The sequence below is a fragment of the Luteimonas sp. MJ250 genome (genome assembly GCF_039548455.1).
Lineage (GTDB): Bacteria > Pseudomonadota > Gammaproteobacteria > Xanthomonadales > Xanthomonadaceae > Luteimonas.
The window spans coordinates 306380-333378 of record NZ_JBCLVB010000011.1 but is presented as its reverse complement, the minus strand read 5'-3'; the positions used below and the strand labels follow the sequence as shown (position 1 = coordinate 333378).

Below are 26999 nucleotides of genomic sequence, written 5' to 3'. Positions count from 1 at the left end.
GGCCTCAGGCCTTGTAGCCGTCGTGGATGGCGACGATCCCGCCCGACAGGTTGCGGTAGCGGCAGCGCGCGAAGCCCGCGGCCTCCATCATCGACTTGAGCTCTTCCTGCGGCGGATGCTTGCGGATCGACTCGGCCAGGTACTGGTAGCTGTCGGCGTCGCTGGCGAACAGCCGGCCCAGGCGCGGCAGCACCTTGAAGGAGTGGAAGTCGTACGCGGGCTTGAACCAGTCCGGCACCTCGGAGAACTCGAGCACGCGTGCCTGCCCGCCTACTTTCAGCACGCGCAGCATCTCGCGCAGGCCGGCGTCCTTGTCGGTCACGTTGCGCAGCCCGAAGGCGATCGTGACCAGGTCGAAGCTGGCGTCCGGAAACGGCAGCGACTGCGCGTTGCACTGCACATAGCTGAAGCCGCGCACGTGGCCGCGGTCGACCATGCGGTCGCGGCCCACGCGCAGCATGTTGCCGTTGATGTCGCCGAGCACAAGCTCACCGGTCTCGCCCACGCGCGGGCGCAACAGCGCGGCCACGTCGCCGGTGCCGCCGGCGAGGTCGAGCACGCGGTCGCCGCGACTGACCTGCGCGGTGGCGGTGAAATAGCGCTTCCACAGCCGGTGGATGCCGAACGACATCAGGTCGTTCATCAGGTCGTAGCTGCCGGCCACCGACGAGAACACCTCGCCGACGAGCTTCTGCTTTTCGGCCACCGGCACATCGCGGAAGCCGAAGTGGGTGGTGTCGGGGCGGGGGTCGCGGTCGGTCATGGGGCGATTATCGCATCGTGGCGGCACCGGCGCGTGCGCGTCGCGGACCGCACGCCCCGCGGCGTGGCACGATGCCGGCCCTCCCCGCCCGCCTGGAGCCCCAACATGATCGCCACCCCGGACTACCGCGCCCTGCTCGACACCGCCATCGCCGAAGCCCGCCAGGGCCTGGCCGAGGGCGGGATCCCGATCGGCGCCGCCCTGTACCACGCCGACGGCCGCCTGCTCGGCTGCGGCCACAACCGCCGCGTGCAGGAAGACGATCCGTCCATCCACGGCGAGACCGACGCCTTCCGCAAGGCCGGCCGCCAGCGCTCCTACCGCGACACGATCATGGTCACCACGCTGGCGCCGTGCTGGTACTGCAGCGGGCTGGTGCGGCAGTTCAACATCGGCACGGTGGTGGTGGGCGAGGCGGTGAACTTCGCAGGCGGGGTTGAATGGCTGCGGGACAGCGGCACCAAGGTAGTGGTGCTGGATGACCAGCGCTGCGTCGAGATGATGGGCGAGTGGATCGAGGCGAATCCGGGGTTGTGGAACGAGGATATCGGGGAGGAGTGAGGCCGCGCCGCGGCTTTTCTCAGCGCCCCTCGATCGTGAACACCCCGAATGCCACGCCCAGATCCACGCCCTCGCCGGTGCCGGCCAGGGCGAGCGAGACTTCGCCCTTGGTCATCACCTGTGCCTTGCTGGACTTCACCACGCCGGCGTGGGCTTCGCCCGAGACGTAGGTGCCAAGCACCTGGCTGATCGAGTCCACGCCGGAGAACTGGCCGCGGCCGCCGCGGATCTCGGACTTGCCGACGGTCAGGCCACCGCCGCGGGCTTCGATGGTCACGGCGCGCGACTGGCCGTTGTCGCAGCTGACCCGGCCGCTGCCCAAGCCGGTCTTGTAGAACACGGACCAGCCGGACATGTCGAAATCCAGGCGGCAGGACACGTCGCCGGCGGCGGCGGGCGCGGCGGCCAGCAGCAGCACGAGCGCGGCGCCGGTGATCGAAAGGGGACGGTGCATGGTGGCCTCGCGGAAGCAGTCCGGGGGACCAGTCTGCCAGCCGGACATGCCCGGATGCGCGCCGCCTGCTGAATGCCGCCCTCCCCCGCCCCCGCGCGGTCGCGGGAGCGGGATGCGTCCTGCCGGCGCGCGCTTACAGGATGTAGCGGCTCAGGTCCTGGTCCTGCACCAGCTCGCCAAGCTGCGCATCGACGTAGGCGCGGTCGATGCTGACGACGCCGCCGCGATCCGGCGCCTCGAAGCTCAGGCTGTCCAGCAGCCGCTCGAGCACGGTGTGCAGGCGACGCGCGCCAATGTTCTCCTGGCGCTCGTTGACGTCCGCAGCGATCTCGGCCAGGCGGTCGATTGCGTCATCGGTGAACGCGAGCTCCAGGCCTTCGGTCCTCATCAGCTCGACGTACTGCTTGGTCAGCGCCGCCTTCGGCTCGGTGAGGATGCGCACGAAGTCGTCCTTCAGCAGCGCCGAGAGCTCCACGCGAATCGGAAAGCGGCCCTGCATCTCCGGAATCAGGTCGCTGGGCTTGGCCAGGTGGAACGCGCCGGATGCGATGAACAGGATGTGGTCGGTCTTCACCGGGCCGTACTTGGTGCTGACGGTGGAGCCTTCCACCAGCGGCAGCAGGTCGCGCTGCACCCCCTCGCGGCTGACGTCGGCGCCCATGCCCTCGCTGCGCTTGGCGACCTTGTCGATTTCGTCGATGAAGACAATGCCGTGCTGCTCGCAGGCCTCGATCGCAGCCGCGCGCACTTCGTCCTCGTTGACCAGCTTGCCGGCCTCTTCCTCGACCAGCAGCGGGCGCGCGGCATGGATCGCCATGCTGCGCCTGTTGGTCTTGCCGCTGCCGAGATTGGCGAACATCTGCCGCAGCTGCTGGCCCATCTCTTCCATGCCGGGCGGGGTCATGATGTCGACACCGCCGCCGGCGGCGAGGTCGAGTTCGATCTCGCGCTTGTCGAGCTCGCCGGCGCGCAGCTGGCGACGCAGCTTCTGCCGGGTCTCGGACTCCTGCGACGACGGTTCGGCACCGATGTCGACGGTGGTGCTGCCCTGGGCGCCGGCGCCGAAGCCGAAACCTGTCGACTGCGACTGCTCGCGCTTCGGCAGCAACGCATCGAGAATCCGGTCCTCGGCGCGCTCTTCGGCCTGCGTGCGCATCTTCTGCTTGGCCTGCTCGCGGTAGAGCTTGACCGCGGTGTCGGCCAGGTCGCGGATGATCTGCTCGACGTCCTTGCCGACGTAGCCGACCTCGGTGAAGCGCGTGGCCTCCACCTTCACGAAGGGCGCGTTGGCCAGGGTCGCCAGACGCCGCGCGATCTCTGTCTTGCCGACGCCGGTGGGGCCGATCATCAGGATGTTCTTGGGCATCACTTCGTTGCGCAGCTCGTCGCCAAGCTGGGCGCGGCGCCAGCGGTTGCGCAGCGCAATGGCGACCGCGCGCTTGGCTTCCTGCTGGCCGACGATGTGGCGGTCGAGCTCCTGCACGATTTCGCGCGGGGTCATGCTTGCGTGCGAGGTGTCGATCTTCATGGCCATGCTCAGAGTTCCTCCACCACGACGTTGCGGTTGGTGTAGATGCAGATGTCGCCAGCAATGTTGAGCGCCTCGACGGCGACCGAGCGCGCGTCCATCTGCGTATGTGCCAGCAGCGCGCGCGCTGCCGACAGCGCGAAGGGGCCGCCCGACCCGATCGCGATCAACCCGTCCTCGGGCTCGATCACGTCGCCGGTGCCGCTGATGATCAGCGAGGTGTCCCTGTCGGCCACCGCGAGCAGCGCCTCGAGCTTCCCGAAGCGGCGCTCGGTGCGCCAGTCCTTGGCAAGCTCGACCGCGGCCCGGGTGAGCTGGCCGTGCTTTTCGAGCTTGGATTCGAACAGTTCGAACAGGGTGAAGGCGTCGGCGGCGGCGCCGGCGAAGCCGGCGAGGATCTGGCCGTCCTTGCCAAGGCGACGCACCTTGCGCGCGTTCGACTTCATCACCGTGTTGCCAAGGGTGACCTGGCCGTCGCCGGCGATGGCGACGCGGCCCTCGCGGCGAACCGAAACGATGGTGGTGGCGTGGAACACGTTGGGATTCTGGCTGGGATCCATTTGGCCTCCGGCGGTTGAATCCTTGACATGGGGACACGGCCTCCACGCATCAACCGCCGCCGGTGGTCGGTTCGGCGACGGGAGCCCCGGTCAGTCGAGTCGTACCGTCGCGCGCGACCGCGAGTTCAGCCGGTCCACCAGCCACAGCAGGCTGCCGCGCCAGAAGCCGTGCTTCGGAACAATGTCGCGCGTCGCTCAGCGCGCGCTCCCATCCTCGTCCACTTCCGTGGCGGGCAGCGCGAGGAAGCGCGCGGCGTTGTCATGGAAGATCGCGCGTTTCTGCGCCGGGGTGAGGAACGCAGCGCTGTCCACCCCCTCCACCGCCAGCGTGATCGCCTCCGGCCAGGCCATCTGGTCCGAGCCGAACACCAGCCGGTCGCCGAGTCCGGCGGTCATCAGCGCCTGCAGGTAATCGTGGAATTCCTGGCGCGGGATGATCCAGTTGATCACCGACACGTCGGCGTGCAACTGTGGGTACACGTACATCAGCGCCTTGGTCTCCTGCAGGTAGGGCCAGCCTGCGTGCATCAACCAGACGCGCAGCTTCGGATGGCGCTTGAGCATCGGCTCCAGCTTCTTCGGATTGCCGAGCTCGACGCTGAATTCCGGGCAGCAGCCGTAGGGCGTGCGAGGCGGACCCAGCCCGGTGTGGCCGCACTGGTCGTTTCCCCGGTAGCGGGGTTCGGCGCGCCCGGCGCGGCCGGCCCGACGTGGAGGTGGACGTCGATGATCGGACCGTCATAGGGTTGCGCGGGCACGGGCGCGGCGATGAGCAGCAGGAACGCAAGCAGCGTCAGGCGCATGGCGGGAGTTCCGGTGCGGGCCATGTGTACTACGTGGGGAGGCGCGCGCGACGGCCAGCGGACCGGCGTGCCGCCTACTCCTTCGCGCGCCGCTTCGCCCGCGGATGCGCGTCGTCGTACACCTTCGCCAGGTGCTGGAAGTCCAGGTGCGTATAGATCTGCGTGGTGGCGATGTCGGCGTGCCCCAGCAGCTCCTGCACGCCGCGCAGGTCGCCCGACGATTCCAGCATGTGGCTGGCGAAGGAGTGCCGCAGCAGGTGCGGATGCACGCGCTTGAACAGGCCCTGGCGCTGCGCAAGCAGCCGCAACCTCAGCTGCACTGCGCGCGCGCCGATGGGCGCGCCACCGCGGCCCGGAAATACCGGCGCGTCGGAGGCCGGGCGCGCGCCCGCGGCGCCCTCTGCACGCCAGTCGGCCAGCGCCCTGCAGGCATGCGAGCCCACCGGCACGGTGCGCTGCCGGCTGCCCTTGCCGAGCACGGTCACCAGGCCCTGGTCGAGGTCGATGTCACGCCAGCGCAGGAGGCGCAGCTCGGACAGGCGCAAGCCCGATGAATAGAACAGCTCGAGCAAAGCACGGTCGCGAAGACCCAGCGGCGCGTCGGTGGGCACTTCCACCAGGGCCATGGCCTCATCGACATCGAGCACCTGAGGCAGCTTGCGCGGCGCACGCGGAGCCCGCACGCCGGTGGCCGGATTTGCGGCCATGCGACCGTGCTTCAGCAACCACTGGTAGAAGCTGCGACAGCCCGACAGCCGCCGCTGCAGGCTCTTCGGCGCCAGTCCGCGGCGGTGCTCGGCGGCGACGAAGGCGCGCATCGCGGCGGTGTCGAGCGCCAGCAGATCGTGGCCCGAAGCCGCGGCCCAGCCGGCCAGCGCGCCCAGGTCGCGCCGGTAGGCATCGAGCGTATGCGGCGACATGCGGCGCTCGACTTCGAGATGGGCCAGGTAATCGGCGACCGCCGGATGCGGTCCGGCAGCCACGGCACTCTCCCCACCCGCCCCGGCCATGCCTCTTCCTCCCTTGGCGTCTTCGCGGCTTCGCGAGACTAATCGCGCTGGCGCAGCAGCGCCGCCGCGAAGGCTTCGCCCATCATCCGCAGGAACAGCGTCCCCATGCCCGGATAGAACCGGTTGGGATCCCGGCTGCCGACCGCGACCAGGCCCACGCCCTTGATCGGCAGCAATGCGGTGGAGGCGACCTCGTCGACGCGCGCGGCGTACAGCAGCGCCTGCTTGTCCGGGTGCAGCCTGCCGCACAGCGGTTCGCCATCGCGGATGCAGTCGGCAAAGGGCTGCAGGCTGCGGTCGTCACGGGGAATCACCTGCAGCCACTCCTCGTCGTGCAGGCCGGGAAGCGGCTCGAACAGCACCACGCGCACCAGGTCGCCGCTGAAGTCCTCGGCGAGCGTCGCGACCATGGCTCGGACCACGCCGGCGGCGCTGCCGGGGCGCATCAACGCCAGGGTCAGCTGGTGGGTGCGCACGGCCAGCCGCTCGTTCTCCTGCGACACCGCGTAGAGGTCCTGCAGGCGGCGCGAGAGCTCGCGGTTCTTGTCGCGCAGCACCTCCAGCTGGTAGCTGGCCAGCGACGCCGCCGGCCCGTCCTCGCGCGGGACCACCATGCTGATCGCCAGGTCCGGAAACTGCTGCAGGAACTTCGGATGCCGGCGCAGCCAGGCCGCGACGTCGTGGGCGCCGAGCTTCTCGACGGTGTCGTTCATGCGTTGAATACCCCTTCGTAGACAAATGCCGCCGGTCCGGCCATGCGCAGGCCGCCGTCGGCACCATGGTAAATGCGAAGCGTGCCGCCGGGCAGCGCGACATCCACGCCGGCCGCCGCGTCCACGCGCCCGCGCCGCGCCAGCACTGCCACCGCGGCACAGGCGCCGCTGCCGCAGGCCAGCGTCTCGCCGACGCCGCGCTCGAACACGCGCAGGCGGATGCGGTCGCGGGCGATGACCTCGGCGAAGCCGACGTTGCAGGACTCCGGGAACGCCGCGTGCCGCTGCAGCGCGCGGCCCAGCTCCGCCACCGGCGCGGCCTCGACGTCGTCGACCTCGAGCACGGCGTGCGGGTTGCCCATCGAGACCGCGCCGACGCGCAACGCCCGGCCTTCGACGTTGATCGCGTAGGCATCGGCCGCGGCGGCGAAACCGGCCACCGGGATCGCCGCGGGCGCGAACACCGGTGCGCCCATCGCGATGTCGAACATGCCGCCGCCGAGCGCGCGCGCGCGGTGGCTGGCCACGGGGCTGTCGAGAACGAAGTCGCTGGCGGCGGCGCCGTCGCGCACCAGCCAGGCAGCCACGCAGCGCGCGCCGTTGCCGCACTGCTGCGAGGGTGAGCCATCGGCGTTCCAGATGGCGTAGGACGCCACCGCGCCCGTGCTGCGCGGATCGGCGATGGTCAGGATCTGGTCGCAGCCGACGCCGCGGTGGCGGTCGGCGAGCAGCCGGCACAGCGGGGCATCCGGCGGTGGCCGGCCGTCACGCAGGTCGAGGACCACGAAGTCGTTGCCGGCGCCGTGCATCTTGCTGAAGCGCAGCGCGGCCGGTGCGGCCGCGGCCACCACGGGATCAGGCGCCGTCATCACCATCGTTGCCGGAAGTCCCGGCGGCCGGGTCGTCGCCCTCGCCATCGACGCCGGCCTCGACCTCGGGATCAGGATCGGGATCGATATCTGCGTCCGCGTCGAGGTCGGCATCCGCATCGCCGTCCACCGGCACGCCGTCGATGCTTTCCACGGCGTCAGCGTCGGCTTCGGCAGCGCGTTCAGCCGGCCAATCCTCGTCTTCCGGCGCCGGTGGCGGCAACAGCGGACCCTTGTTGCCGCAGGCGGACAGCACGAGCACGGACGACAGCAGGGCGAGCGGCAGCAGGGCGCGGATGTTCATGGCCGCAGTCTAGCGCGGCGGCGGTTCCGGCCGCATCCACAGCCACGCACCAACCGCGGCCATGCAGGCGATCGGCAGCGCGATCGCCCACCAGCGCGCGTAGCCGGTCAGCCAGGCCAGGACGAGCAGGATCGCGGCCGAGGCCGCCATGGCACCCGTGGCCATCCATTTCGAGCGCCGGGCGACAGCGCCGTACTCCTGCCAGTCCCGGATCATCGGCCCGAATCGCGGGTGCGCCAGCAGCCAGCGGTGCAGGCGCTCGGAGCCCTGCGCCGCCGCCCAGGCCGAGAGCAGGATGAAGGGCACCGTGGGCAGGCCCGGCAGCACCACGCCGAGCAGCCCGAGGCCGAGCGCGGCGTAGGCCAGCAGCCACCACGCCCAGCGGAAGCGCGCGCGGCGCGCGCCAGGCGGCCGGGCCGGGGTCGGGGCCGGCGTTGGCGTTGGCGTTGGCGTGCGGGGATTCTCATCCATCCCGTCATCATGCCTTTGGCAGCACCTGGGCGCCCGCTGTTGCAGGAGCGGCCTTTGTGTGAGCGGCTATAGCCGCTCCCACAACAGCAGGGATGGCAGGCATAGCGTCGCTGCGGGCATGTCCCACAACAGCACGGACGGGCGGTCGCAGCTGTAGCTGCTCCTACAGTGCCGGGGCGGGGTTGGCGGGGGATGCCGCAGCCGGGTTGGCGGGCGCAGTGGCGGCGACGCCCAGCTGGTCAAGCATGAAGGCGTACATCTCGGCCAGCTCGCGGTAGCGGCGGAAGCGGCCGGACTTGCCGCCGTGGCCGGCGTCCATGTTGGTGCGGAACAGCACCGGCGCGTCCGAGGTGTTGAGGTCGCGCAGGCGCGCGACGTACTTCGCCGGCTCCCAGTACTGCACCTGCGAATCCCACAGGCCGGTGCCGATGAACATCGCCGGATAGGGCTTCGCCTCAAGGTTGTCGTACGGCGAGTAGCGGATCATGTAGTCGTAGTCGGCCATGCGCTCCGGGTTGCCCCACTCGTCGTACTCGTTGGTGGTGAGCGGGATGGTCCGGTCGAGCATGGTGGTGACCACGTCCACGAACGGCACCTGCGACAGGATCAGCCGGTACTTCTCCGGCGCCATGTTGGCGATCGCGCCCACCAGCAGCCCGCCGGCGCTGCCGCCATAGGCGGCGACGCGATCCTTCGCCGCCCAGCCCTCGGCCACCAGATGGTCGGTGACGTCGATGAAGTCGGTGAAGGTGTTGATCTTGTTCTTCAGCTTGCCGTCGTCGTACCACTTGCGGCCCATCTCCTGGCCGCCGCGGATGTGGGCGATGGCGTAGACCATGCCGCGGTCCAGCAGGCTGGTGGTGGTCAGGCTGTAGCCCGGGTCCATCGACATGCCGTAGCTGCCGTAGGCGTACTGCAGGAGCGCCGCGGTGCCGTCCTTTTCGAAGCCCTTGCGGTAGACCAGCGACACCGGGATGCGGGTGCCGTCGCGGGCGGTGGCCCAGCTGCGCTCGGTCACGTACTTCGAGGGGTCGTAGCCGATCACCGGCTGCTGCTTGAGCAGGCGGCGCTCGCCGGTGGCGACGTTGAGCTCGTAGGTGGTGCCCGGCGTGGTCATCGAGGTGTAGCCGTAGCGCAGCCACTGCGTATCCGGCTCGGCGTTGACGGAGAGCCCCATCGAATACGCCGGCTCGTCGGCGGCCACGTACTCGTCGCCGCCACCGGCCTTCAGCACGCGCACCCGCTCCAGGGCATTGGAGCGCTCAGCGATCGCGGTGAAGCCGTCGAACAGCTCGTAGCCTTCCAGCAGCACGTCGTCGCGGTGCGCGATCCACTCCTTCCACTCCGCGCGCGACGTGGCGCCTGTGGGCGCGGTGGCGATGCGGTAGTTCGGCGCCTTGCTGCCGTCGGCGTCGGGGGCGTTGGTGAGGATCACCCAGCGGCCATCGAAGTGGTCGGCGTCGTATTCGACGTCGCGCTCGCGCGGCGCCAGCACGGTGAACTCGCCCGGGTCGGCGGCCGGGGTGCAGCGCAGCTCGCTGGACACCGTGCTGCCGACGCCGATGCAGATGAAGCGGTCGTCGCGGGTGCGATCCAGGCCCATGTAGAAACTGTCGTCCTTCTCTTCGTACACCAGCACGTCGTCGGCGACGGGCGTGCCGAGCACGTGCTTCTTCACGCGCACGGTCAGCAGGGTGTCCGGGTCGTTCTCGACGTAGAAGAGCGTGCGGTTGTCGTCGGCCCAGACCATGTCGGCGGACAGGCCGGCGATGGATTCCGGGAAGTCCTTGCCGGTCTCGAGATCACGGAAGCGGATCGTGTACTGGCGACGGCCGACGCTGTCATCGGCCCAGGCCAGGATGCGGTTGTCGGGGCTGACTTCGTACACGCCGACCGAGAAGTAGTCCTTGCCCTCGGCCATGGCGTTGACGTCGAGCAGCACCTGCTCCGCTGCGAAGTCGCCGGCCTCGTTCAGACGCATGATGTCCGCGGCGCCCAGGCCTTCGGCGTCCCTGCGACGGGCGTGCACGGGGTAGTCCTTGCCGGTCTCGTAGCGCGAGTAGTACCACCAGCCGCGCTCGCGGTAGGGCACGCTGGCATCGTCCTGCTTGATGCGGGCGATGAACTCGTCGTACAGCGCGTCCTCGACCGGCTCCAGCGGCGCCACCACCTGGTCGACGTAAGCGTTTTCGGCCTCGAGGTAGGCCAGCATGGCCTTGTCCTCACGGGCGTCGTCGCGCAGCCAGTAGTACTCGTCCTGGCGCACGGCGCCGTGCGGGGCGCGGACCTCGTGGGCGCGCTTCTCGACGTCGGGCGGCGTGGGCGTGGCGGCGTGGCTGGTGAGGGTCATGAGCAGGAGGCCGGCAAGTGCGATGGGCTTCATTGGATGGGGTCCACGGAGGGCGGATGCAACAGAGGCGCCCTGCGGCGCCCCCGGGATCGTTGCTGGCGGGATCAGTCGGCGTCGCGGCCGATCTGCTGCCAGAGGAAGGTCAGGTACAGCGCGTCCATGTGCGCGGCCTGCCTGTTGTTGGCCGCGCCGCCGTGTCCGCCCTCGATGTTTTCGTAATAGCGCACGTCCTTGCCGGACTCCGACATCAGCGCATGCATCTTGCGCGCGTGGCCCGGGTGCACGCGGTCATCGCGCGTCGAGGTCAGGATCAGCGTCGGCGGATAGTCCTTCGCGGCGTCGAACAGGTGATAGGGCGAGAACGTCTTGATGAACTCCCACTCCTCCGGGATGTCCGGGTTGCCGTACTCGGCCATCCACGACGCGCCCGCGAGCAGCTTGTGGTAGCGCTGCATGTCCAGCAGCGGCACCTGGATCACCACCGCACCGAACAGCTCCGGGTACCGGGTGAGCATGTTGCCGGTGAGCAGCCCGCCGTTGCTGCCGCCGCGGATGCCGAGGTGCGCGGGCGAGGTGATCTTGCGCGCGATCATGTCCTCGGCCACCGCGGCGAAGTCCTCGTAGGCCTTGTGGCGCTTGGCCTTGAGGGCGGCCTGGTGCCAGCGCGGGCCGTACTCGCCGCCGCCGCGGATGTTGGCCACGGCATAGGTGCCGCCCTTCTCCAGCCAGCCCTTGCCGACGCCGCCGGAATAGCCGGGAGTCAGCGAGATCTCGAAGCCGCCGTAGCCGTACAGGAGCGTCGGGTTGCTGCCGTCGGCCTTCGCGTCCTTCGGGCGCACCAGGAAGTAGGGCACGCGCGTGCCGTCCTTCGAAGTGGCGAAGTGCTGCTCGACCACGTGCCTGGAGGCATCGAAGAATGCGGGCTGGGTCTTCAGCACCTCCGGCGGCGCCGCGCCGGGCGCGGCACTGGCCAGCATCAGCGTAGTCGGGGTCAGGTAGTCGGTGACCGTCATCCACAGCGCGTCGGATTCGTCGCTGTCCACCGCCTGGGCGCTGACGGTGCCGAACTCGGGCACGCCGGCCAGCTCGCTGCGCGTCCAGCCGTCGGCGCCCGGGGTGAGCACCACGAGCCGGTTCTTGACGTCCTCCAGCACGTTCAGCACCAGATGGTTCTTCGTGAACGAAGAGCCGGCCAGCGAGGTGGTGTCGGTGGGTTCGAACAGCACCTCGAACTCGCGCTTGCCGGCCATGAAGTCGTCGAACTTCGCGACCAGCATCGAGCCGGCCTTGTAGGTCTTGCCCCCGACCTCCCAGGGCTCGCGCAGCTCGAGGCCGAGCCATTCGCGCTGCACGGACTTCTGCGCCGAGTTCGGCGCGTCGACTTTGGTCAAGGTGCCGTCGGCGCCGCGCAGGTAGAGCTCGTCGTTGTAGAAGGCCAGGGTGCGGCTGACGAAGTCGCGCTCGAAGCCCGGCGTGTGGTCGCGGCCGGCCGCGATGTACATGTCATCGGGCTTGCCCTCGTAGACCACCGTGGCCGAGTCGATCGGCGTGCCGCGGGTCCACTGCTTGACGATGCGCGGGTAGCCCGAGCTGGTCAGGCTGCCATCGCCGAAGTCCGTGTAGGCATAGACGGTGTCGCGGTCGATCCACACCAGCGCGCCTTTGGCTTCGTCGCGGAAGAAGCCGTCCTCGACCCAGGTCCGGGTGGACAGGTCGAACTCGCGGGTGACGTCGGCATCGGCACCGCCGCGCGACAGCGCGACCAGGCAGCGCGCGTATTCCGGACGCAGGCAGTTGGCGCCATGCCAGACCCAGTTCTCGCCCTCGGCCTTGTTGAGCGCGTCGAGGTCGAGCACGGTCTCCCACTTCGGCTGCGGCTTGCGGTATTCCTCGAGCGTGGTGCGGCGCCAGAGGCCGCGCTCGTGCTTGCTGTCCTTCCAGAAGTTGTAATACCAGTCGCCCTGCTTGTAGACGCCCGGGATCTTGTCGTCGGAGTCGTAGATGGCCAGCAGATCGGCTTCCAGCGCCTTGAAGCCGGGGGTGTCGGCCAGCTCGGCCTCGGCTTTCGCGTTCTGGCCGCGGACCCAGGCGAGCTGCTTTTCGCCTTCGACGTCCTCGAGCCACTGGTACGGATCGGTCACTTCGGCGTCCTCCTGTGCGGTCGCGCCGAAGGAGGCAACGGCAAGCGCGGCGAACAGGCAGGCATGGGGCAGCTTGGACATGCGACAGGCTCCGGCGGGTGGGCCGGCAACGCTAGCACAGGCCGCGGAGCGCGGCCCCGGGCCGAAGGTCTTGCTCAGCCGCGGCGACGAGCCACGGCCAGTGCCAGCCAGGCCGTAACGGGAAGCCCGGCCAGCCACAGCGGCACCCAGCCGAAGCTGGCGCTGTCGCCGCGCGCCTGCGGCAGCGAGAGCATGGCCACCAGGGCCAGGAACATCAGCGCCAGCACTCCGCGCGCCACCCAGTCCGGGCCGGCAGGCACGGCGGCGGCAGGGCGGGCGGAGTGGAACCGGTGGCGTGTGCGTGGTGTCATGATGGCTCTCCAGACTGTGGAGCCAAGCCTGCAACCGCCCCATCTCAAGGACTGCGACCCCGGCATTGACGCCGCCTTCGCCGGCCCGCTGGCAGCCTGCCGCGGCACCACGGACTACGTGATGACCCAGCATTCAAGACGCGTTCCCTTCCAGCCCGCTTCTTCCATCCGCGCCGTGTGCGCCCTTGTGCTGTGCCTGCTGCTGGCCGCCTGTGCCAGCGGGCCCGAGGGCAGCCGGCCCGGCGGCCGCGACGCGCGCATGCCGCCACTCGAACTGCTGATGGGCGACTGGTACGTGGCAGCGCGGGTGCCATGGTTCGGCGAACGCGGACAGGTTGCTTCCACCACCCACCTGGCGATGGCCGGCGAGGACCGGATCGAACTCGGCCGCCACTGGCGCGCGGGCTTCGACCAGCCGCTGGAATCCGCCAGCTCCACCGCCCGCCGCGACGGCCATGGCGACCGCATCTGGAAAGTGCGCGCCTACGGCGTCCTGCCCACGCGGCTGCGCATGCTGGAAATGGCCACCGACGGCAGCTGGCTGCTGATCGATTCACCCGGGCGCGACCACGCCTGGATCCTGACCCGGGCGCGGCAGGTGGAGGACGAGGCCTATCTCGAACTCGAGCGCCGGATCCGCAGCCACGGGGTCAATACCGACAGGCTGCGCCGCGTACCCCAGGTTCCGGAACAGGAGGGACGGCTCGGTTTCGAGCCTGCCGCCAGCCCGACGCCGGGCTCCTGAGGCGGTGGACCGGCTTCAGCGCTCGTAGTTCGACAGCGCCAGCTCGAGCAGCGACTTGGCCTGTTCGCGCAGCGACGGCGGCTCGAGGATCTCGGCGTCGCTGCCGTAGTGCAGCACGTCCATCAGCAGCTCGCGCGCGGCGCTGTACGGCACCTTCAATTCGTAACGGCCGTCGGCAAGGTGGCGACCCTGCTGCTGCGAGTGCCAGTGTTCGTCGGCGACCCAGCGCGCGGCCCTGGCGCTGAAGAGGATGGTCGCCACGCCCTTGGGCGCGCCCGAGAAAATGCCGTAGCTGCCGCCGAGGTGGCGGTCGAGCTCGCCCTCGTCGACATCGATCGCGGCGTCCTGCAGCCCGCGGGCGTGGGTGATGCGGTCGACCGAGAAGCTGCGCAGGCCGTCGCGCTCGTGGTCCCAGGCGTCGAGGTACCAGTTGTCGCGGTAGTGGGTGATGCGCTGCGGCGACACGGTGCGCCGGGTCTTCTCGTCGGTCGAGCGAGCACGGTATTCGAAGGCCAGGCGCTTGCGCTCGAGCACCGCCGAGCACACCGCGCGGAAGGCCTGTTCATCCAGGCGCCGGGTGCGGTGCGGGATCACGCGCACGCGCTCCATCGGCCACTGCTTGCCGCTGGCGTGCTCGCTCAGCAGCTTCTCGATGCGCGACTGCAGCGGTGCCAGCGCCGAGGACAGCACGCCGCCGCCGCTGCGCGACAGGAGCTGCTGCGCGGCCAGCAGCGCGTGCAGCTCCTCGGAGCTCAGCCACAGGCCGGGCAGTTCGAAGCGGCCGCTCTCTTCGGCGTCGTAGCGGATGCCGGCATCGTCGCCCACGATCGGCGCCATCAGCGCGTCGCGCAGGAAGGCGACGTCGCGGTAGACCGTGGCACGCGAACAGTCCAGCTCGTCCTGCAGGCGCGCGACCGTGACCGGATAGCGCGCGGAGCCGAGGATGCGGTGCAGCGAGAGGATGCGTTCGTAGCGGTCCATGGCGCGATTATGGCCCGGCCGCGTCGAGATGGGCGCGCACCGCGCCGGCGACGTCCCGGGCCTGGCCGCGCAGCTCGGGCATGGCGATGCTTTCCCAGAGGTCGCCCACCCGTAGCGCCCCCAGGGTCCAGAGCCCCGGCACCGGCGCGCCGTCGGAGCCGAGGGGAGCGCCGTCGGGCGCGGTTGCGGCACCGATGCGATGCGGTCCGGGGCGCAGCACCCCGCGCACGCACAGGCGCGCCAGCAACCCGTCGCCGACGTCGATCCTCTTGTCCACGCCGAGCGCATTCACCAGCACGTCGGCCTCCAAGCGCTCCTGGCCATCGCCACCACGGGGACGCCAGGCGATGCCGGGCCGGGGCCCGCCTTCGAACGCCACCAGCCGGCCGGCCAGCCTTTGCAGCTGCCCGGACGCCGTGGCTGCGTCCAGCTGGCGCGCGACCTCTGGAGCGATGCGGTGGCGGTGCACGTCCCAGTGGCGCACCAGATGGCGCAGGAAGCGCTGCTGACCGAGAGCATCCAGGCTGGTCCACAGCGCCTGCACGTGGGGCCTCAGCGCATCCATCACCGCCTGCCAGGGTCGACCCTGCGCCTGCTCGCGCGCGGCCATGCGGCGGACTGCGCGCAGCCTGGCGCGCAGGCCAGGCTCCGCCAGGAGGCCGGCCACGTCGACTTCGGCAGGCGGTGCCGGCTCCGCATGCGGCAGCGGCATCAGCCCGCTTCGGGACAGCGAAGTGATCCGCCCACGGTGGCCGTTGGCGCCCAGGCCCAGGACCACGTCGACCATGCTCAGCCCGGCACCGAGGATGCAGACATCGGCATCCGGCGGGATCGCCGCGACCGCGGCATAGTCCCAGGCCTCGACCACGGCCAGGTCGCTGGCGCTCCCGTCCGCCTGCGGCAGCCTCGCGGGGCGGTTGCCCACTGCCAGCACCACCGCCCGCGCCTGCAGCCGCCCTCCCGACGCCAATACCACTTCGAACCCGTCCTCCAGCGGCACCACGTCCACGGCGGCATCGGTGATCCGGCACAAGCGTTCCAGCCCCGGGCGACCTTCAGCCAGCGCAGCCAGGTAGCGCGCATAGACCATGCGCGGCATGAACCGCGCGCCGAGCGTGGCCCGATCCTGCCCGGCATGCTCGGGCAGGCCCTCCAGGAAGCTGACGAAATCCTCCGGCCTGTCGCCGAACGCGCTCATGCCGGCGGCGCGCACGTTCAGCAGATGCTCCGGGGACCGGGTGGAATACGCGACGCCTTCGGCCATCGCCGGACGCGCTTCGACCAGGGCCACTGTGTACGGGCATGCACCGTCGCCAAGCAGGTGGGTCGCGACCAGCGCGCCGCTGGCGCCACCGCCGACCACGACGACGTCGAAACGGGAAGTGTCTGGGCTGGGCAAGCGGTGCCTCGCAGGGCGGAAACAGGCCGCCAGTATCCCACCCGCGCGTGACGCGCATCCATGCCCTCGTCCGCCAGCGATGGCACCCTGTACCGTCGACATTGCACACCCACGGCCTGCGGATATCCTGACCTCCTGCGCGCCGGCTCCCGACGGGGGTGGCAATGCGCGTCCCCGGGGCCCGAGAAAATGGAATGCCTTTGAACCTGCTGGCGAGCATCGCCGCGATGACCACGCCTCCGCCGCGCGGCCCGGGAGCGCGGCGTCCATGACCCCGGACATGCTGCTCACCTTCCTGGTGCTCGCAGGCGCCATCGCGCTGTTCATCAGCGAAAAGATGCCGCCGGAAGTAGTGGCGATGCTGGTGCTGGCCGCCCTGCTCACCCTGCGCCTGGTCAGCACCGAGGAGGCGCTGTCGGGCTTCAGCAGCCCGGCCACGGTCACCGTGGCTGCGATGTTCGTGCTCAGCGCCGGGCTGCAGCGGAGCGGGTCGCTCAACCGGCTTGGCGAGACCATCGCGCGTATCCGCTGGGGCTGGCTGCTCGCACTGGTGATGATGCTGCTGAGCGCCCTGGTATCGGCGTTCATCAACAACACCGCGGCGGTCGCCGTGTTCCTGCCGCTGATCATCGCCGCGGCGGTGGCCAACAAGCTGCCGCCGTCGAAGTTCCTGATCCCGCTGTCATACGCGGCCCAGTTCGGCGGCGTGTGCACCCTGATCGGCACCTCCACCAACCTGCTGGTCGACTCCATGGCGCGGCAGGCGGGGCACGAAGGCTTCACCATCTTCGAGTTCAGCCAGCTCGGCATCATCTTCGTCGTGGTGGGCACGGTGTACCTGATGATCGCGCGCCAGTTCCTGCTGCCCGACCTCGGCGTTCCGCAGCAGGCCGACAGCGGGCATGCCGGACGCTACGTGGCCGAGCTGCTGGTGCCGGAGAAGTCCGGCGCCATCGGCAAGCGCGGCAGCGAACTGCTGCCCGACGACAGCGGCGACGTGGTGGTGCTGGAAATCTTCCGCGGTCGCGCCGCGGTGCCATCGCCACGGGGCACCGGGATCGAAGCCGGTGACCGCCTGCTGGTACGCGGCAACTGGACCGACATCGAGGCCGCGCGGCGCAAGCTCAAACTCCGCCACGACGACGTGGCCGGCGACCTCGAGGGCGACGACGAGGACGGACGCGTGCACGCCGAAGCCATGGTGGCGCCAAGCTCGCACCTCATCGGACACACCCTGGCCAGCCTGCGCTTCGCCCACACCTACCACGCCCGCGTGCAGGGCCTGCACCGCCACCGCCTGTCCACCAGGCAGCCGCTTGATCACGTGCCGCTCGCGGTCGGTGATGTGCTGTTGCTTGATGCGCCGGAAAGCGCGCTCGACCTGATGCGCGCCGACCCCGGCCTGGTGGTGCTGGGCGAGCGCGAACAGACGCGCACGTCCATTCGCCGCTCGCTGCTGGCGCTCGGGATCCTGGTGGCGGTGGTGGCGGTGGCCGCGGCCGGACTGATGAGCATCGTCGCATCGGCGATCATCGGCTGCTGCATGCTGCTGTTGCTGCGCGTGCTGGAACCGGAAGATGCGTACGCCGCCATCGACTGGCGCGTGGTGCTGCTGCTGGCCGGCGTCCTGCCGCTGGGCATCGCCCTGCAGAACAGCGGCGCGGCGGCTCTGCTCGCAAACTTCTCGATCGGCCTGTTCGGCGGCTTCGGACCGGTGGCGACCCTGGCGGTGATCTACGTGCTGACCTCGGTCCTGACCGAGACCATGAGCAACAACGCCTCGGCGGCGGTGGTGGTGCCGATCGCGATCGCCACCGCCGAATCGCTCGGCCTCGACAGCAAGCCCTTCCTGGTCGCGGTGGCCTTTGCCGCATCGACCAGCTTCGCCACGCCCATCAGCTACCAGACCAACACCATGGTCTACGCCGCCGGCGGCTACCGCTTCCGCGATTTCGTCAAGGTCGGCCTGCCCTTGAACATCATTTTCATCGTGATGGCGGTGGTGCTGATCCCGCGCTATTTCCCCTTCAGCGCTTGAGCCTGCCGTGACCGACCTGCCGCCACCATCGGATCCGCCGCACCCGCCCCTTGCGGTCATTTTTTCCACCACCCTCTCCGGCGCCGGCTACGGCCTGCTTGCCTGGACGGGGCTGACCATCGCCCTGCTGGCTCTGCGCGGCGGCCTGTCACCGGCGCTTGAAGGCGTACAGCTCGCCGGTCTCGGCCTGGGCCTGCTGCTGTCGACGATCGGCCTGCCCTGCTCGCTGGCCCAGGTGGGCGAATCCGGCCGCAGATTCAGCCGGTGGCGCAGCTTGTTGCTGTCGCGCGAGGGCGTGCTGGCAGTGGCCACGGCGCCGTTGGCGATGGCCGCGATGGCGCTGCTGCTGTGGATGCCGACTGGCGCCACGCGCGCCGCCTGGCTGGCCTGCCTTGGGCTGCTGCTGGCGGTGATGGCGCTGGGCACCGTGGCCTGCACGGCCATGGTCTACGCCTCGCTGAAGCCGGTTCCGGCCTGGCGCCACCCGCTGGTGCTGCCGGTCTACCTGCTGTTCGCGCTGCTGACCGGGCTGGCCCTGCAGCTGGTGACCATGGCGGCGATGCTGCGTGGCCAGGGTCCGGCCGGCATGCTGCCGACGCTGGTGCTGTTCGGGCTGGTGCTGGCGGTGCTCAAGTGGCTGTACTGGCGCGCCATCGATCGCGACATGGAGGTACCCGGGCTCGACGCCCCAAGGCTGCGATGGGCCGCGCTGGCAGGACTGGTCGCACTGCCGCTGCTGGCCACGCTGCTGATGGCGCTCGGCTGGATCCCGGCGCTGGCGGCCACCCTGCTGGCGGCGCTGGGGCTCCTGGCGGGCGCGTTCGTCGAACGCTGGCTGTTCTTCGCCCAGGCCCCCCACGTCGTCAGCGCCTGTTGCTGAACCCGAGCGTGGGCGCTGCCTTGGAACGGCCGCCGATGCCCGCGATAATGCCGTGTAACCGTTTCCACCGGACTCCCGATCCATGCTCGCGGCCCTCTGGCTGGCGCTCGCCGCCCCGCCCGTGTTCATCCAGCCCTTGCCGGAATCTCCCGGCGAGCCGGCGATGATCGCCCTCGCGGCGGGCCGCGCCGACCTGCGCCGTCCCTGCTATCGCCTGGTCTGCGAGGACGCCGCCTGGCAGGCGCCGACGCGGTTCACGCGCATCCAGCAGCCGAAGACGCCCGGCAGCGTCGACCCGCTGGTGCCGATGCGCCTGCCGGCGATCGCCGCGCGCCGCTATCCGCTGTACTCGCCGGCGTCACGCCGCGACTGGCGGGTGACCCACGGCAGCCACTCGCGCTTCACCGCGGGTTTCGGCTACGAGGCCGTGCGCACGCCCGACACCAACGTCAAGCTCGAATTCGGCACCGGCTACCGCCTGCAGCCCTACGCCGACTACGGCACCGCCGGCGAAGGCCTGATCGCCCGCGGCAGGCTCGAGCTGCGCCAGAGCATCGCCGACCGCGCCCTGCTGACCCAGAACCTGCTGGTCGAAACCGGCAGGTTCAACACCACCACCCGACAGGTGATCGGCCTGGACCTCAAGCTGGTGGACCAGTGGACGCTGCAGTCGAACTTCGAGCTGCGGCATGACAGTGCGGGGAATGGCGGGACGGGAGCGACGGACACCGAAGGCTCCGTGCAGGTCCGGTACCGGTTCTGACCACCCCCAACGGGGGCGGATGGGGCAAGCTCGCGGAACTGCTCGCTACGAAGCGGGCAAGAACTCCCCCGCTCCCCCGGCCATCAGCTTCCCCGCCACTTCGCGTCCCAGCGCGTCCGGCTCCGACGCCGGCCCCAGGGCCTCCGCCCGCACCGCACGCCCGTCGTTCGCCGATCCGACCAGCGCCTGCAGTTTCAATGCATCGCCATCGAGCTGCGCGATCGCCGCCACCGGCACGTGGCAGCTGCCGTGCAGCGCCAGGTTCAAGGCCCGCTCCGCCCCGGCGCAGATGCGCGTCGGCCCATGGTCGAGCACGCGGCACAGCGCCATCACCTTCTCATCGTCGCCGCGGCATTCGATCGCGATCACGCCCTGCGCCGGCGCCGGCAGCCACTCCGGCGCGTCCAGGCGCGCGCGGATGCGTCCGCCCAGGCCCAGCCGATCCAGTCCCGCACAGGCCAGCACGATCGCGTCGTATTCGCCGGCATCGAGCTTCGCCAGCCGCGTGTTGACGTTGCCGCGCAGGTCGCGGATCTCCAGGTCCGGCCGCAGCGCGCGCAGCTGCGCCTGCCGACGCAGCGACGAAGTCCCGACGCAGGCGCCCGGCGGCAGCGCGTCGAAGGTCGCGAACTGGCTGCTGATGAAGGCATCGGCGTGGTCGGCGCGTTCGAGGAAGGCCGGCAGCGCGAACGGCGCGTCGACCTCCATCGGCACGTCCTTGAGCGAATGCACCGCGCAGTCGGCGTCTCCGCGCAGCATCGCCAGCTCGAGCTCCTTCAGGAACAGGCCCTTGCCGCCGATCGCCGCTAGCGAGCGGTCCAGCACCTCGTCGCCGCGGGTGGACATGGGCACCAGTTCGACCGTGAGGCCGGGGTGGGCGGCGCGCAGCAGGTCGGCGACGTGTTCGCTCTGCCAGAGGGCGAGCGGGCTTTTGCGGGTGGCGATGCGGAGCGTGGTCATGGGGGCATTATCGCCCGCGGACGATGCGGAGGACCCGGAATGGTTCGTTGGCGCTTGCGGTACGATCACCTGCGCACGCCCGCAAACGGTCGACGTGCCACGGGGCGTCAAGTGTCGACAGGGATTTTCAAACTCGCTCACCGCAACCGGATCGTCGCCAAGCGGGCTATCGCGGCCCTCGATCGTGTGCTCCCGCGCCCGCTGGGGCGGCGGCTCCGACGGCTGACGGAGATCCTGGCCTTCCGGTTCACGCCGCATTACCAGGGCGACACGCTGCCCCCGATCTTTCATTACTGGTCGGAGCGCCATGTGCGGCCGATGCTGCAGGCACGCGGCTACGAGTCACCCGAGGACTTCTATCTCAAGTACGTGCTGGCGGAAGCCGGGCGTTTGCCGGAGCCGCTGCACATCGTGAGTCTGGGCACGGGCGCGTGTGCGCTGGAGATCGGGCTCGCGGTCACGCTCAGGGAACGCGGTGTGGACTTCCGCCTGACGTGTGTCGACATCAACCGCGGCCTGCTGGACGCCGGACGGCACGCGGCGACGGCGGCCGGCGTCGGCGCTGCCATGCGGTTCAAGGCCACCGACGCCGGCCAAGCGCTCGCGGCCCTCGACGTGGACGCAGACGTCATCATCGCCAACCAGATCTTCCATCACCTGGAGGATCTCGAGGACACAGTGGCGGGAATAGCCCGGTGCCTGGCCTCCCGCGGCGGGGAGGGCGTCCTGCTCACGTCCGACATCGTCGGCAGGAACGGCCACCTGCTCTGGCCTTCGGTGGACCGCGTCGTGCAGGAGCGCTGGAGCGAACTGCCGAAAGACAGGCGTTTCGATCGTTTCACCAACAGCGCACCAACGCACTATCGCGCCGAGAACCACGCTGCGTACTCGAATGAAGGCGTGCGTGCACAGGACATCACGCGGGTCCTGCTGGACCACCTTGATTTCGAGCTGTTCCTCACGTACGCGGGCAGCATCATTCCCTTTGTCGAGCGGCGGATCGGCTTCAATTTCGATCCCGCATCGGACGCCGATCGGGGCTTCATCGACCGCGTGGCGGACGAAGACTGCGCCGCGATCATGGGCGGCGATTACCCGGCCAGCAACATGTTGGCCGCGCTGCGGGGAAGGGGGCGCGTGGTCGCACGCGATTTCCATCCGGTGACCCCGCAAGCGCATGCGTCCATGATTGCGAGAGAGATTGCCGCGTCCGCGCATTGACCCGCGCAGGGCATTGACCCGCGCAGGACCTGAAGCTACCGCAGCATCTCGCGAAGCTGCGTCGATCCATATAATGGCGGATTCCCTGAACCCGCCCGCCACGCCGCCGCCCTTGGCCGCCCGCCCGACCGAGTCAATCCAATGCGTATCCTGATCCTGGGCTCCGGTGTGATCGGAGTGACCAGCGCGTGGTATCTGCGTCAACAGGGGCACGACGTCGTCGTCATCGACCGCGCGTCCGGGCCCGCCATGGAAACCAGCTTTGCCAATGCCGGCCAGGTCTCGCCCGGCTACGCCTCGCCCTGGCCCGCGCCGGGCATTCCGCTGAAAGCGGTGGGCTGGCTGCTGTCGCGGCACGCGCCGCTGGCGATCCGGCCGACCGCGGACCCGGCGCAATACCGCTGGATGTGGCAGATGCTGCGCAACTGCACCCATCACCGCTACGCCATCAGCAAGGCGCGGATGGTGCGGCTGGCCGAGTACAGCCGTACCTGCCTGGAGGAGCTGCGCCGCGACACCGGCATCGCGTACGAGGAGCGCACGCTCGGCACCACGCAGCTGTTCCGCACCCAGGCGCAGCTTGATGGTGCCGCCAAGGACATCGCGATCCTGCGCGATTACGGCGTGCCCTACGAACTCCTCGACCGCGCGGGAATCGTCCGCGTCGAGCCGGCGCTGGCCAGGGTTGCCGACACGCTGGCCGGCGCGCTGCGCCTGCCGGGCGATGAAACCGGCGACGGCCACCTGTTCACCACCCGGCTGGCGGCGATGGCCGAGGCCGCAGGCGTCGAGTTCCGCTACGGGCAGGACGTCGAAGCCCTGCTCGGCGACGGTGATCGCATCGCCGGCGTGCGCGTCCAGGGCCGGACCGAAACCGCCGACCGCTACGTGCTCGCACTGGGCGCGTGGTCGCCGCGCCTGCTGGCGCCGCTCGGCATCCGCCTGCCGGTGTACCCGCTCAAGGGCTATTCGCTGACGATCCCGATCACGCATCCCGGGATGGCGCCGCACTCGACGGTGCTCGACGAAAGCTACAAGGTCGCGATCACCCGCTTCGACGAGCGCATCCGCGTCGGCGGCATGGCCGAGGTCGGCGGCTATGACCTGTCGCTGCCGCAGCGCCGCCGCGACACCCTGGAGATGGTGGTGAAGAGCCTGTATCCCGACGGCGGTGACCTCGCCAAGGCCAGTTTCTGGAGCGGCCTGCGCCCGTCCACGCCCGACGGCCCGCCCGTGGTGGGCCCCACCCGGTACAGCAACCTGCTGCTCAACACCGGCCACGGCACCCTGGGCTGGACGATGGCCTGCGGCTCGGGTCGCTACCTGGCCGACCTGGTCGACGGCCGCACGCCTGCAATCGACGGCGAAGGCCTCGACATCTCCCGCTACGGGCGCCCCTGGCCCGCCGCGCCCACGGGGCTGCGCTGATGCGCCCTGCGCGCGCCACCATCGACCTCGACGCCCTGCGCCACAACTACCGCCACGCGCGAACCCTCGGCGGCGGCAAGGCGCTGGCCGTGGTCAAGGCCGACGCCTACGGGCACGGCGCCGTGGCCTGCGCGCGCGCGCTCGACGGCGAAGCCGACGGATTCGGCGTGGCCTGCATCGAGGAGGCGATCGAGCTGCGCGAGGCCGGCATCCGCGCGCCCATCCTGCTGCTGGAAGGCTTCTTCGACGCCGACGAGCTGCCGCTGATCGAACGGCATGCGCTGTGGACGGTCGTGGCCTCGCCCTGGCAGGTTGACGTGCTCGAGCGCCATCCGCTGCGGCAGCCGCTGCCGGTCTGGCTGAAGCTCGACTCCGGCATGCACCGCCTCGGCCTCGCCCCCGGGGACTATCCCGTTGCATGGCGGCGCCTGCGCGCACTGCCATGGGTGGGCGAGATGGTCGCGATGAGCCACTTCTCGCGCGCCGATGAGCTCGGCCAGGCCAGCACGCCCGCGCAGCTGGCCACCTTCAACGCGACGCTGGCGCGGCTTCCACCCGGCGCCACCACCAGCCTTGCCAACTCCGCCGCGTTGATGGCCTGGCCGGAGGCGCGCGGTGGCTGGGTGCGCCCAGGCCTGATGCTCTATGGCTCGCACATGCTCGACGCGCCGTGCGCGGAGGCCGAGCCGCTGCGCGCGGTGATGGCGCTGGCGTCCAAGGTCATCGCGGTGCGCGAGCTCGCCGCGGGCGAACCGATCGGCTACGCAGGCACCTTCACCACCTCGCGACCGACGCGCGTGGGGGTGGTGGCGATCGGCTATGCCGACGGCTATCCGCAGTACGCGACCTCGGGCACCCCGGTGATCATCGACGGCCAGCCGGGCGAGCTGATCGGGCGCGTCTCGATGGACATGCTGACCGTGGACCTGACCGACCACCCCGGCGCCGGCATCGGCAGCGATATCGAACTGTGGGGCGCGTGCCTGCCGGTCGCCGAAGTCGCGGCGCGCAGCGGGAACAGTCCGTACCGGCTGCTGACGGGGCTGAAGCGGGCGACGCGGCAGACGGTGGAGCGCTCCTGACCCCGCCGCGCAAGGGCCCAGCCTGGCGCCGCCGAAAACCTGCGGCCGCTCAGCGCTCGCGAAGCATCTCGCGCAGCGGCGCCACGCAGCGCCGGCTGACTTCCAGCGGCTGCGCGCCGTGGCGGAGGATGGCGCGGACGTGGCCTTCGGGGTCGCGGCGGAGTTCGACCAGCTCATGGCGCGCGACCAGGCAGTTGCGGTGGATGCGCAGGAAACGGTCGCCGAACTCCTCTTCCAGCGACTTCAGCGACTCCTCGATCAGGTCCTCGCCGCGGGCGTGGTGCACCACCACGTACTTCTCATCGGCCTGCAGGTAGTGGATGTCCTCGATCGGGATCAGGCGCAGGCTGCCGCGCAGGCGCGCGCAGAGGTGGGTGCGGCGCTTGCCGCCACCGTCGCCGCGGCTGCGCTCGATGCCCGCCGCAAACGTGCGCACGCGTTCGATGGCCGCCTGCAGGCGCTCGGGGCGCACGGGCTTGACGAGGTAATCGACGGCGGCGGCATCGAAGGCCGACAGCGCGTGGGCGTCGTAGGCAGTGCAGAACACCACGGCGGGGCGCGGCTCGAAGGCGGCCAGGTGGCGCGCGGCCTCGAGGCCGTCGATGCCGGGCATGGCGATGTCGAGCAGGACGAAGTCGGGTTCGTGCTCGGCGCAGGCCTGCAGCGCGGCGCGGCCGTCCCCGGCTTCGGCGACCACTTCGATGTCGGCGTGCGCGGCCAGCAGGCTGCGCAGGCGCTCGCGGGCCAGCGGCTCGTCGTCGGCGATGACCACTTTCATGGCGTCCTCCTCCCCCCCGCTCCCAGCGACAGCTCGCCCAGCGGCAGCTGCAGCTCGCAGGCATAGTAGCCCGCGTCCCAGCCGCAGGTCATGCGCGCGCGCGGGCCGAAGGCGTAGCCCAGGCGGTGCACGATGCTGCGCTGCGCGTGTCCCGCGCCGTGTACCCCCGGCGCATCCGGCGGCAGCGATGGATTGCGCACGATGATCCGCAGCATATCGTCGTCCGCGACCAGCGTGATCCCCACCGTGCCGCCCTCCGGCAGCCGCGAGATGCCGTGCAGCACCGCGTTCTCGAGCAGCGGCTGCAGCACCAGCCTCGGCATCGGCAGGTCCCAGGGCAGCGGCTCTTCGCGCCGCCACTCCACGCGCAGGCGCTCGCCCAGGCGCAGCTGCTCGATGCGCAGGTAGTGTTCGACCAGCCGCACTTCCTCGGCCAGCGAGGAGTCGCCCTCTCCGGCACCGAGCGCAGCGCGGAACAGGTCGGACAGATCGAGCACCGCGCGTTCGGCGACCTCCGGGTCGCGCTTCAGCAGGGTGGCGATCATGTTCATGCTGTTGAACAGGAAGTGCGGGCGGATGCGCGCCTGCAGCGCGTCGGCCTCGGCGCGCGCATGCGCCGCCAGCTGCGCCTGCCAGCGGTCGATGACGTAGAAGTAGCGCAGCGCCAGCGCGGTGATCAGCGTGACCACCCCGGCCGACCCGGTGACGAAGCGCATCGCCGAGGGCCAAGCCCCCGCTTCGCCGACGCTGGCGAACAGCGCATGCACCACCGCCGCCACGACGCCGGCGACGACCGCGGCAAGCGCCACGGCGACCAGCGCACCGGTGCGCCGTGGCAGTCGCGACAGCGCGCGCCGGGACACGCACAGCAGCACCGACACCGACAGCGCCAGCCACAGCGCGAAACCGCTGGTGGACAGCACTCGCGCGACGTCCCAACGGCTGCCGGCATCGGGCACCAGCACCACAACGACAACTACCAGCTGGGCGATGCCGAGCATCGCCGCCAGCCGCGGCAGCCGGCACAGGTCGGGCAGCCACGGCTCGTCGGCGCGCGCGTTGCCCACGGGCCTCAGCCCGCCGCGAACCGCCGCCCCAGCCAGTCACCGAGGTCGCGGATCTCCTCGGCGCAGACCGAATGCGGCATGGGATAGGCGTGCCAGTCGACCTTGAAGCCCAGTTCGCGCAGCAGCGCCGCGCTCTGCTGGCCGGCCTGGAACGGCACCACCGGATCCTGGCTGCCGTGGCCCACGAACACCGGCTGCTTTTCGGCACCGGCGGCCAGCGCGTCGCGGGCCTTGTTCGCGGACGGAACGTAGGTGGACAGTGCCACCAGTCCGGCAAGCGGTTCGGCGCTGCGCAGGCCTGCAGCGAGGGCAACCGCGCCGCCCTGCGAGAACCCGGCCAGCACCACGCGCGAACGCGGCACGCCGCGCTCGACCTCGCGCGCGATGAGCGCTTCGACCTGGACCATCGATTCGGCCACGCCGGTTTCGTCGGCGCGGTTGGCCAGGTCGATGTCGACGATGTCGTACCAGGCGCGCATCGGCACGCGGTTGTTGATGGTCACCGGGCGTACCGGCGCATGCGGGAACACGAAGCGCAGCGCCGGCCAGTCCGGGCGCACCAGTTCGGGCACGATCGGCACGAAGTCGCCGCCGTCGGCGCCGAGGCCGTGCAGCCAGATGATGCTCCAGGCCGGGTTGGGTCCGGTCTCGCGCTCGATGCAGTCCAGCAGCATGGCAAGCCTCAATACGGTTGGCGCGCCATTATGCATGGCGCTGCCACGGCGGCCCCGCGGGGCC

27 protein-coding genes are annotated in these 26999 nt (G+C 70.4%); 8 read left to right on the top strand and 19 right to left on the bottom strand.

Annotated elements, in window-relative coordinates:
• Positions 1-4: 4 nt before the first annotated feature.
• Positions 5-763: a bifunctional demethylmenaquinone methyltransferase/2-methoxy-6-polyprenyl-1,4-benzoquinol methylase UbiE gene (ubiE, locus tag WCE37_RS08185; RefSeq protein WP_343255116.1), complete on the bottom strand. Its 759-nt coding sequence runs from the start codon at positions 761-763 to the stop codon at positions 5-7.
• A gap of 105 nt (positions 764-868) precedes the next feature.
• Here ubiE and WCE37_RS08180 point away from each other — a divergent pair, with 105 nt between their 5' ends.
• Positions 869-1324, top strand: a complete 456-nt coding sequence (locus WCE37_RS08180) for a nucleoside deaminase (protein WP_343278917.1) — start codon at positions 869-871, stop codon at positions 1322-1324.
• A gap of 19 nt (positions 1325-1343) precedes the next feature.
• Here the strand turns inward: WCE37_RS08180 and WCE37_RS08175 are convergent, their stop codons facing one another.
• The 12 genes from WCE37_RS08175 to WCE37_RS08120 form a co-directional block, all read right to left on the bottom strand.
• On the bottom strand, positions 1344-1778 hold the full coding sequence (locus WCE37_RS08175) for a hypothetical protein (RefSeq protein WP_343278916.1): 435 nt from the start codon (positions 1776-1778) through the stop codon (positions 1344-1346).
• A 133-nt stretch (positions 1779-1911) separates the two neighbouring features.
• A complete protein-coding gene (gene hslU, locus WCE37_RS08170; RefSeq protein ID WP_343278915.1) occupies positions 1912-3312 on the bottom strand; it encodes an ATP-dependent protease ATPase subunit HslU in 1401 nt (466 codons plus the stop codon).
• Between the two features lie 2 nt (positions 3313-3314).
• On the bottom strand, positions 3315-3866 hold the full coding sequence (hslV, locus tag WCE37_RS08165; protein ID WP_343278914.1) for an ATP-dependent protease subunit HslV: 552 nt from the start codon (positions 3864-3866) through the stop codon (positions 3315-3317).
• 195 nt (positions 3867-4061) lie between these two features.
• Positions 4062-4508 carry an amidohydrolase family protein gene (locus WCE37_RS08160; protein ID WP_343279174.1) on the bottom strand — a complete coding sequence of 149 codons (447 nt, stop codon included), beginning with the start codon at positions 4506-4508 and terminating at the stop codon, positions 4062-4064.
• Positions 4509-4743: 235 nt separating this feature from the next.
• The gene (gene xerC, locus WCE37_RS08155; RefSeq protein WP_343278913.1) at positions 4744-5652 is read right to left on the bottom strand and encodes a tyrosine recombinase XerC; all 909 of its coding nucleotides are present in this window, start codon (positions 5650-5652) and stop codon (positions 4744-4746) included.
• 65 nt (positions 5653-5717) lie between these two features.
• Positions 5718-6392: a DUF484 family protein gene (locus WCE37_RS08150; RefSeq protein WP_343278912.1), complete on the bottom strand. Its 675-nt coding sequence runs from the start codon at positions 6390-6392 to the stop codon at positions 5718-5720.
• On the bottom strand, positions 6389-7261 hold the full coding sequence (gene dapF, locus WCE37_RS08145; RefSeq protein ID WP_343278911.1) for a diaminopimelate epimerase: 873 nt from the start codon (positions 7259-7261) through the stop codon (positions 6389-6391). Before dapF ends, WCE37_RS08150 begins: the two co-directional genes overlap by 4 nt.
• The gene (locus tag WCE37_RS08140) at positions 7248-7565 is read right to left on the bottom strand and encodes a lipoprotein (protein WP_343278910.1); all 318 of its coding nucleotides are present in this window, start codon (positions 7563-7565) and stop codon (positions 7248-7250) included. The genes dapF and WCE37_RS08140 overlap by 14 nt, the downstream gene beginning before the upstream one ends.
• A gap of 9 nt (positions 7566-7574) precedes the next feature.
• Positions 7575-8036, bottom strand: coding sequence for a YbaN family protein (locus WCE37_RS08135; RefSeq protein WP_343278909.1), 462 nt, complete (start codon positions 8034-8036; stop codon positions 7575-7577).
• Positions 8037-8199: 163 nt separating this feature from the next.
• Positions 8200-10419, bottom strand: coding sequence for a S9 family peptidase (locus tag WCE37_RS08130; RefSeq protein WP_343278908.1), 2220 nt, complete (start codon positions 10417-10419; stop codon positions 8200-8202).
• A 71-nt stretch (positions 10420-10490) separates the two neighbouring features.
• Positions 10491-12608 carry a prolyl oligopeptidase family serine peptidase gene (locus WCE37_RS08125; RefSeq protein ID WP_343278907.1) on the bottom strand — a complete coding sequence of 706 codons (2118 nt, stop codon included), beginning with the start codon at positions 12606-12608 and terminating at the stop codon, positions 10491-10493.
• A gap of 74 nt (positions 12609-12682) precedes the next feature.
• Positions 12683-12919, bottom strand: a complete 237-nt coding sequence (locus WCE37_RS08120) for a hypothetical protein (RefSeq protein ID WP_343278906.1) — start codon at positions 12917-12919, stop codon at positions 12683-12685.
• Position 12920: 1 nt separating this feature from the next.
• Here WCE37_RS08120 and WCE37_RS08115 point away from each other — a divergent pair, with 1 nt between their 5' ends.
• Positions 12921-13664, top strand: a complete 744-nt coding sequence (locus WCE37_RS08115) for a lipocalin family protein (protein ID WP_343278905.1) — start codon at positions 12921-12923, stop codon at positions 13662-13664.
• Positions 13665-13679: 15 nt separating this feature from the next.
• Here the strand turns inward: WCE37_RS08115 and WCE37_RS08110 are convergent, their stop codons facing one another.
• Entirely contained in the window at positions 13680-14645 is a 966-nt protein-coding gene (locus WCE37_RS08110) for a YafY family protein (RefSeq protein WP_343278904.1), read from the bottom strand.
• Positions 14646-14652: 7 nt separating this feature from the next.
• Complete coding sequence (locus WCE37_RS08105) at positions 14653-16044, bottom strand: FAD/NAD(P)-binding protein (RefSeq protein ID WP_343278903.1); 1392 nt, start codon at positions 16042-16044, stop codon at positions 14653-14655.
• 268 nt (positions 16045-16312) lie between these two features.
• On the opposite strand from WCE37_RS08105, the gene WCE37_RS08100 reads away from it, so the two are divergent.
• The 3 genes from WCE37_RS08100 (at position 16313) to WCE37_RS08090 (ending at position 19725) form a co-directional block, all read left to right on the top strand.
• A complete protein-coding gene (locus WCE37_RS08100; RefSeq protein ID WP_343278902.1) occupies positions 16313-18082 on the top strand; it encodes an SLC13 family permease in 1770 nt (589 codons plus the stop codon).
• Positions 18083-18089: 7 nt separating this feature from the next.
• On the top strand, positions 18090-18962 hold the full coding sequence (locus WCE37_RS08095; protein ID WP_343278901.1) for a hypothetical protein: 873 nt from the start codon (positions 18090-18092) through the stop codon (positions 18960-18962).
• An 82-nt stretch (positions 18963-19044) separates the two neighbouring features.
• On the top strand, positions 19045-19725 hold the full coding sequence (locus WCE37_RS08090) for a DUF481 domain-containing protein (RefSeq protein ID WP_343278900.1): 681 nt from the start codon (positions 19045-19047) through the stop codon (positions 19723-19725).
• A 45-nt stretch (positions 19726-19770) separates the two neighbouring features.
• Here WCE37_RS08090 and hemC read toward each other — a convergent pair whose 3' ends face one another.
• Complete coding sequence (gene hemC, locus WCE37_RS08085) at positions 19771-20685, bottom strand: hydroxymethylbilane synthase (protein ID WP_343278899.1); 915 nt, start codon at positions 20683-20685, stop codon at positions 19771-19773.
• 111 nt (positions 20686-20796) lie between these two features.
• On the opposite strand from hemC, the gene WCE37_RS08080 reads away from it, so the two are divergent.
• From WCE37_RS08080 to alr, 3 genes are all read left to right on the top strand, one after another.
• On the top strand, positions 20797-21906 hold the full coding sequence (locus tag WCE37_RS08080) for a class I SAM-dependent methyltransferase (protein ID WP_343278898.1): 1110 nt from the start codon (positions 20797-20799) through the stop codon (positions 21904-21906).
• Positions 21907-22047: 141 nt separating this feature from the next.
• A complete protein-coding gene (locus WCE37_RS08075) occupies positions 22048-23334 on the top strand; it encodes a D-amino acid dehydrogenase (RefSeq protein WP_343278897.1) in 1287 nt (428 codons plus the stop codon).
• Positions 23334-24416, top strand: a complete 1083-nt coding sequence (gene alr, locus WCE37_RS08070; protein WP_343278896.1) for an alanine racemase — start codon at positions 23334-23336, stop codon at positions 24414-24416. Before WCE37_RS08075 ends, alr begins: the two co-directional genes overlap by 1 nt.
• Before the next feature lie 49 nt (positions 24417-24465).
• Here alr and WCE37_RS08065 read toward each other — a convergent pair whose 3' ends face one another.
• The 3 genes from WCE37_RS08065 to WCE37_RS08055 all read right to left on the bottom strand — a co-directional run bounded on the left by WCE37_RS08065 (position 24466) and on the right by WCE37_RS08055 (position 26935).
• Positions 24466-25194: a LytTR family DNA-binding domain-containing protein gene (locus tag WCE37_RS08065; protein WP_343278895.1), complete on the bottom strand. Its 729-nt coding sequence runs from the start codon at positions 25192-25194 to the stop codon at positions 24466-24468.
• A complete protein-coding gene (locus WCE37_RS08060; RefSeq protein ID WP_343279173.1) occupies positions 25191-26195 on the bottom strand; it encodes a histidine kinase in 1005 nt (334 codons plus the stop codon). The genes WCE37_RS08065 and WCE37_RS08060 overlap by 4 nt, the downstream gene beginning before the upstream one ends.
• A 71-nt stretch (positions 26196-26266) precedes the next feature.
• Entirely contained in the window at positions 26267-26935 is a 669-nt protein-coding gene (locus WCE37_RS08055) for a dienelactone hydrolase family protein (RefSeq protein ID WP_343278894.1), read from the bottom strand.
• Positions 26936-26999 lie beyond the last annotated feature (64 nt).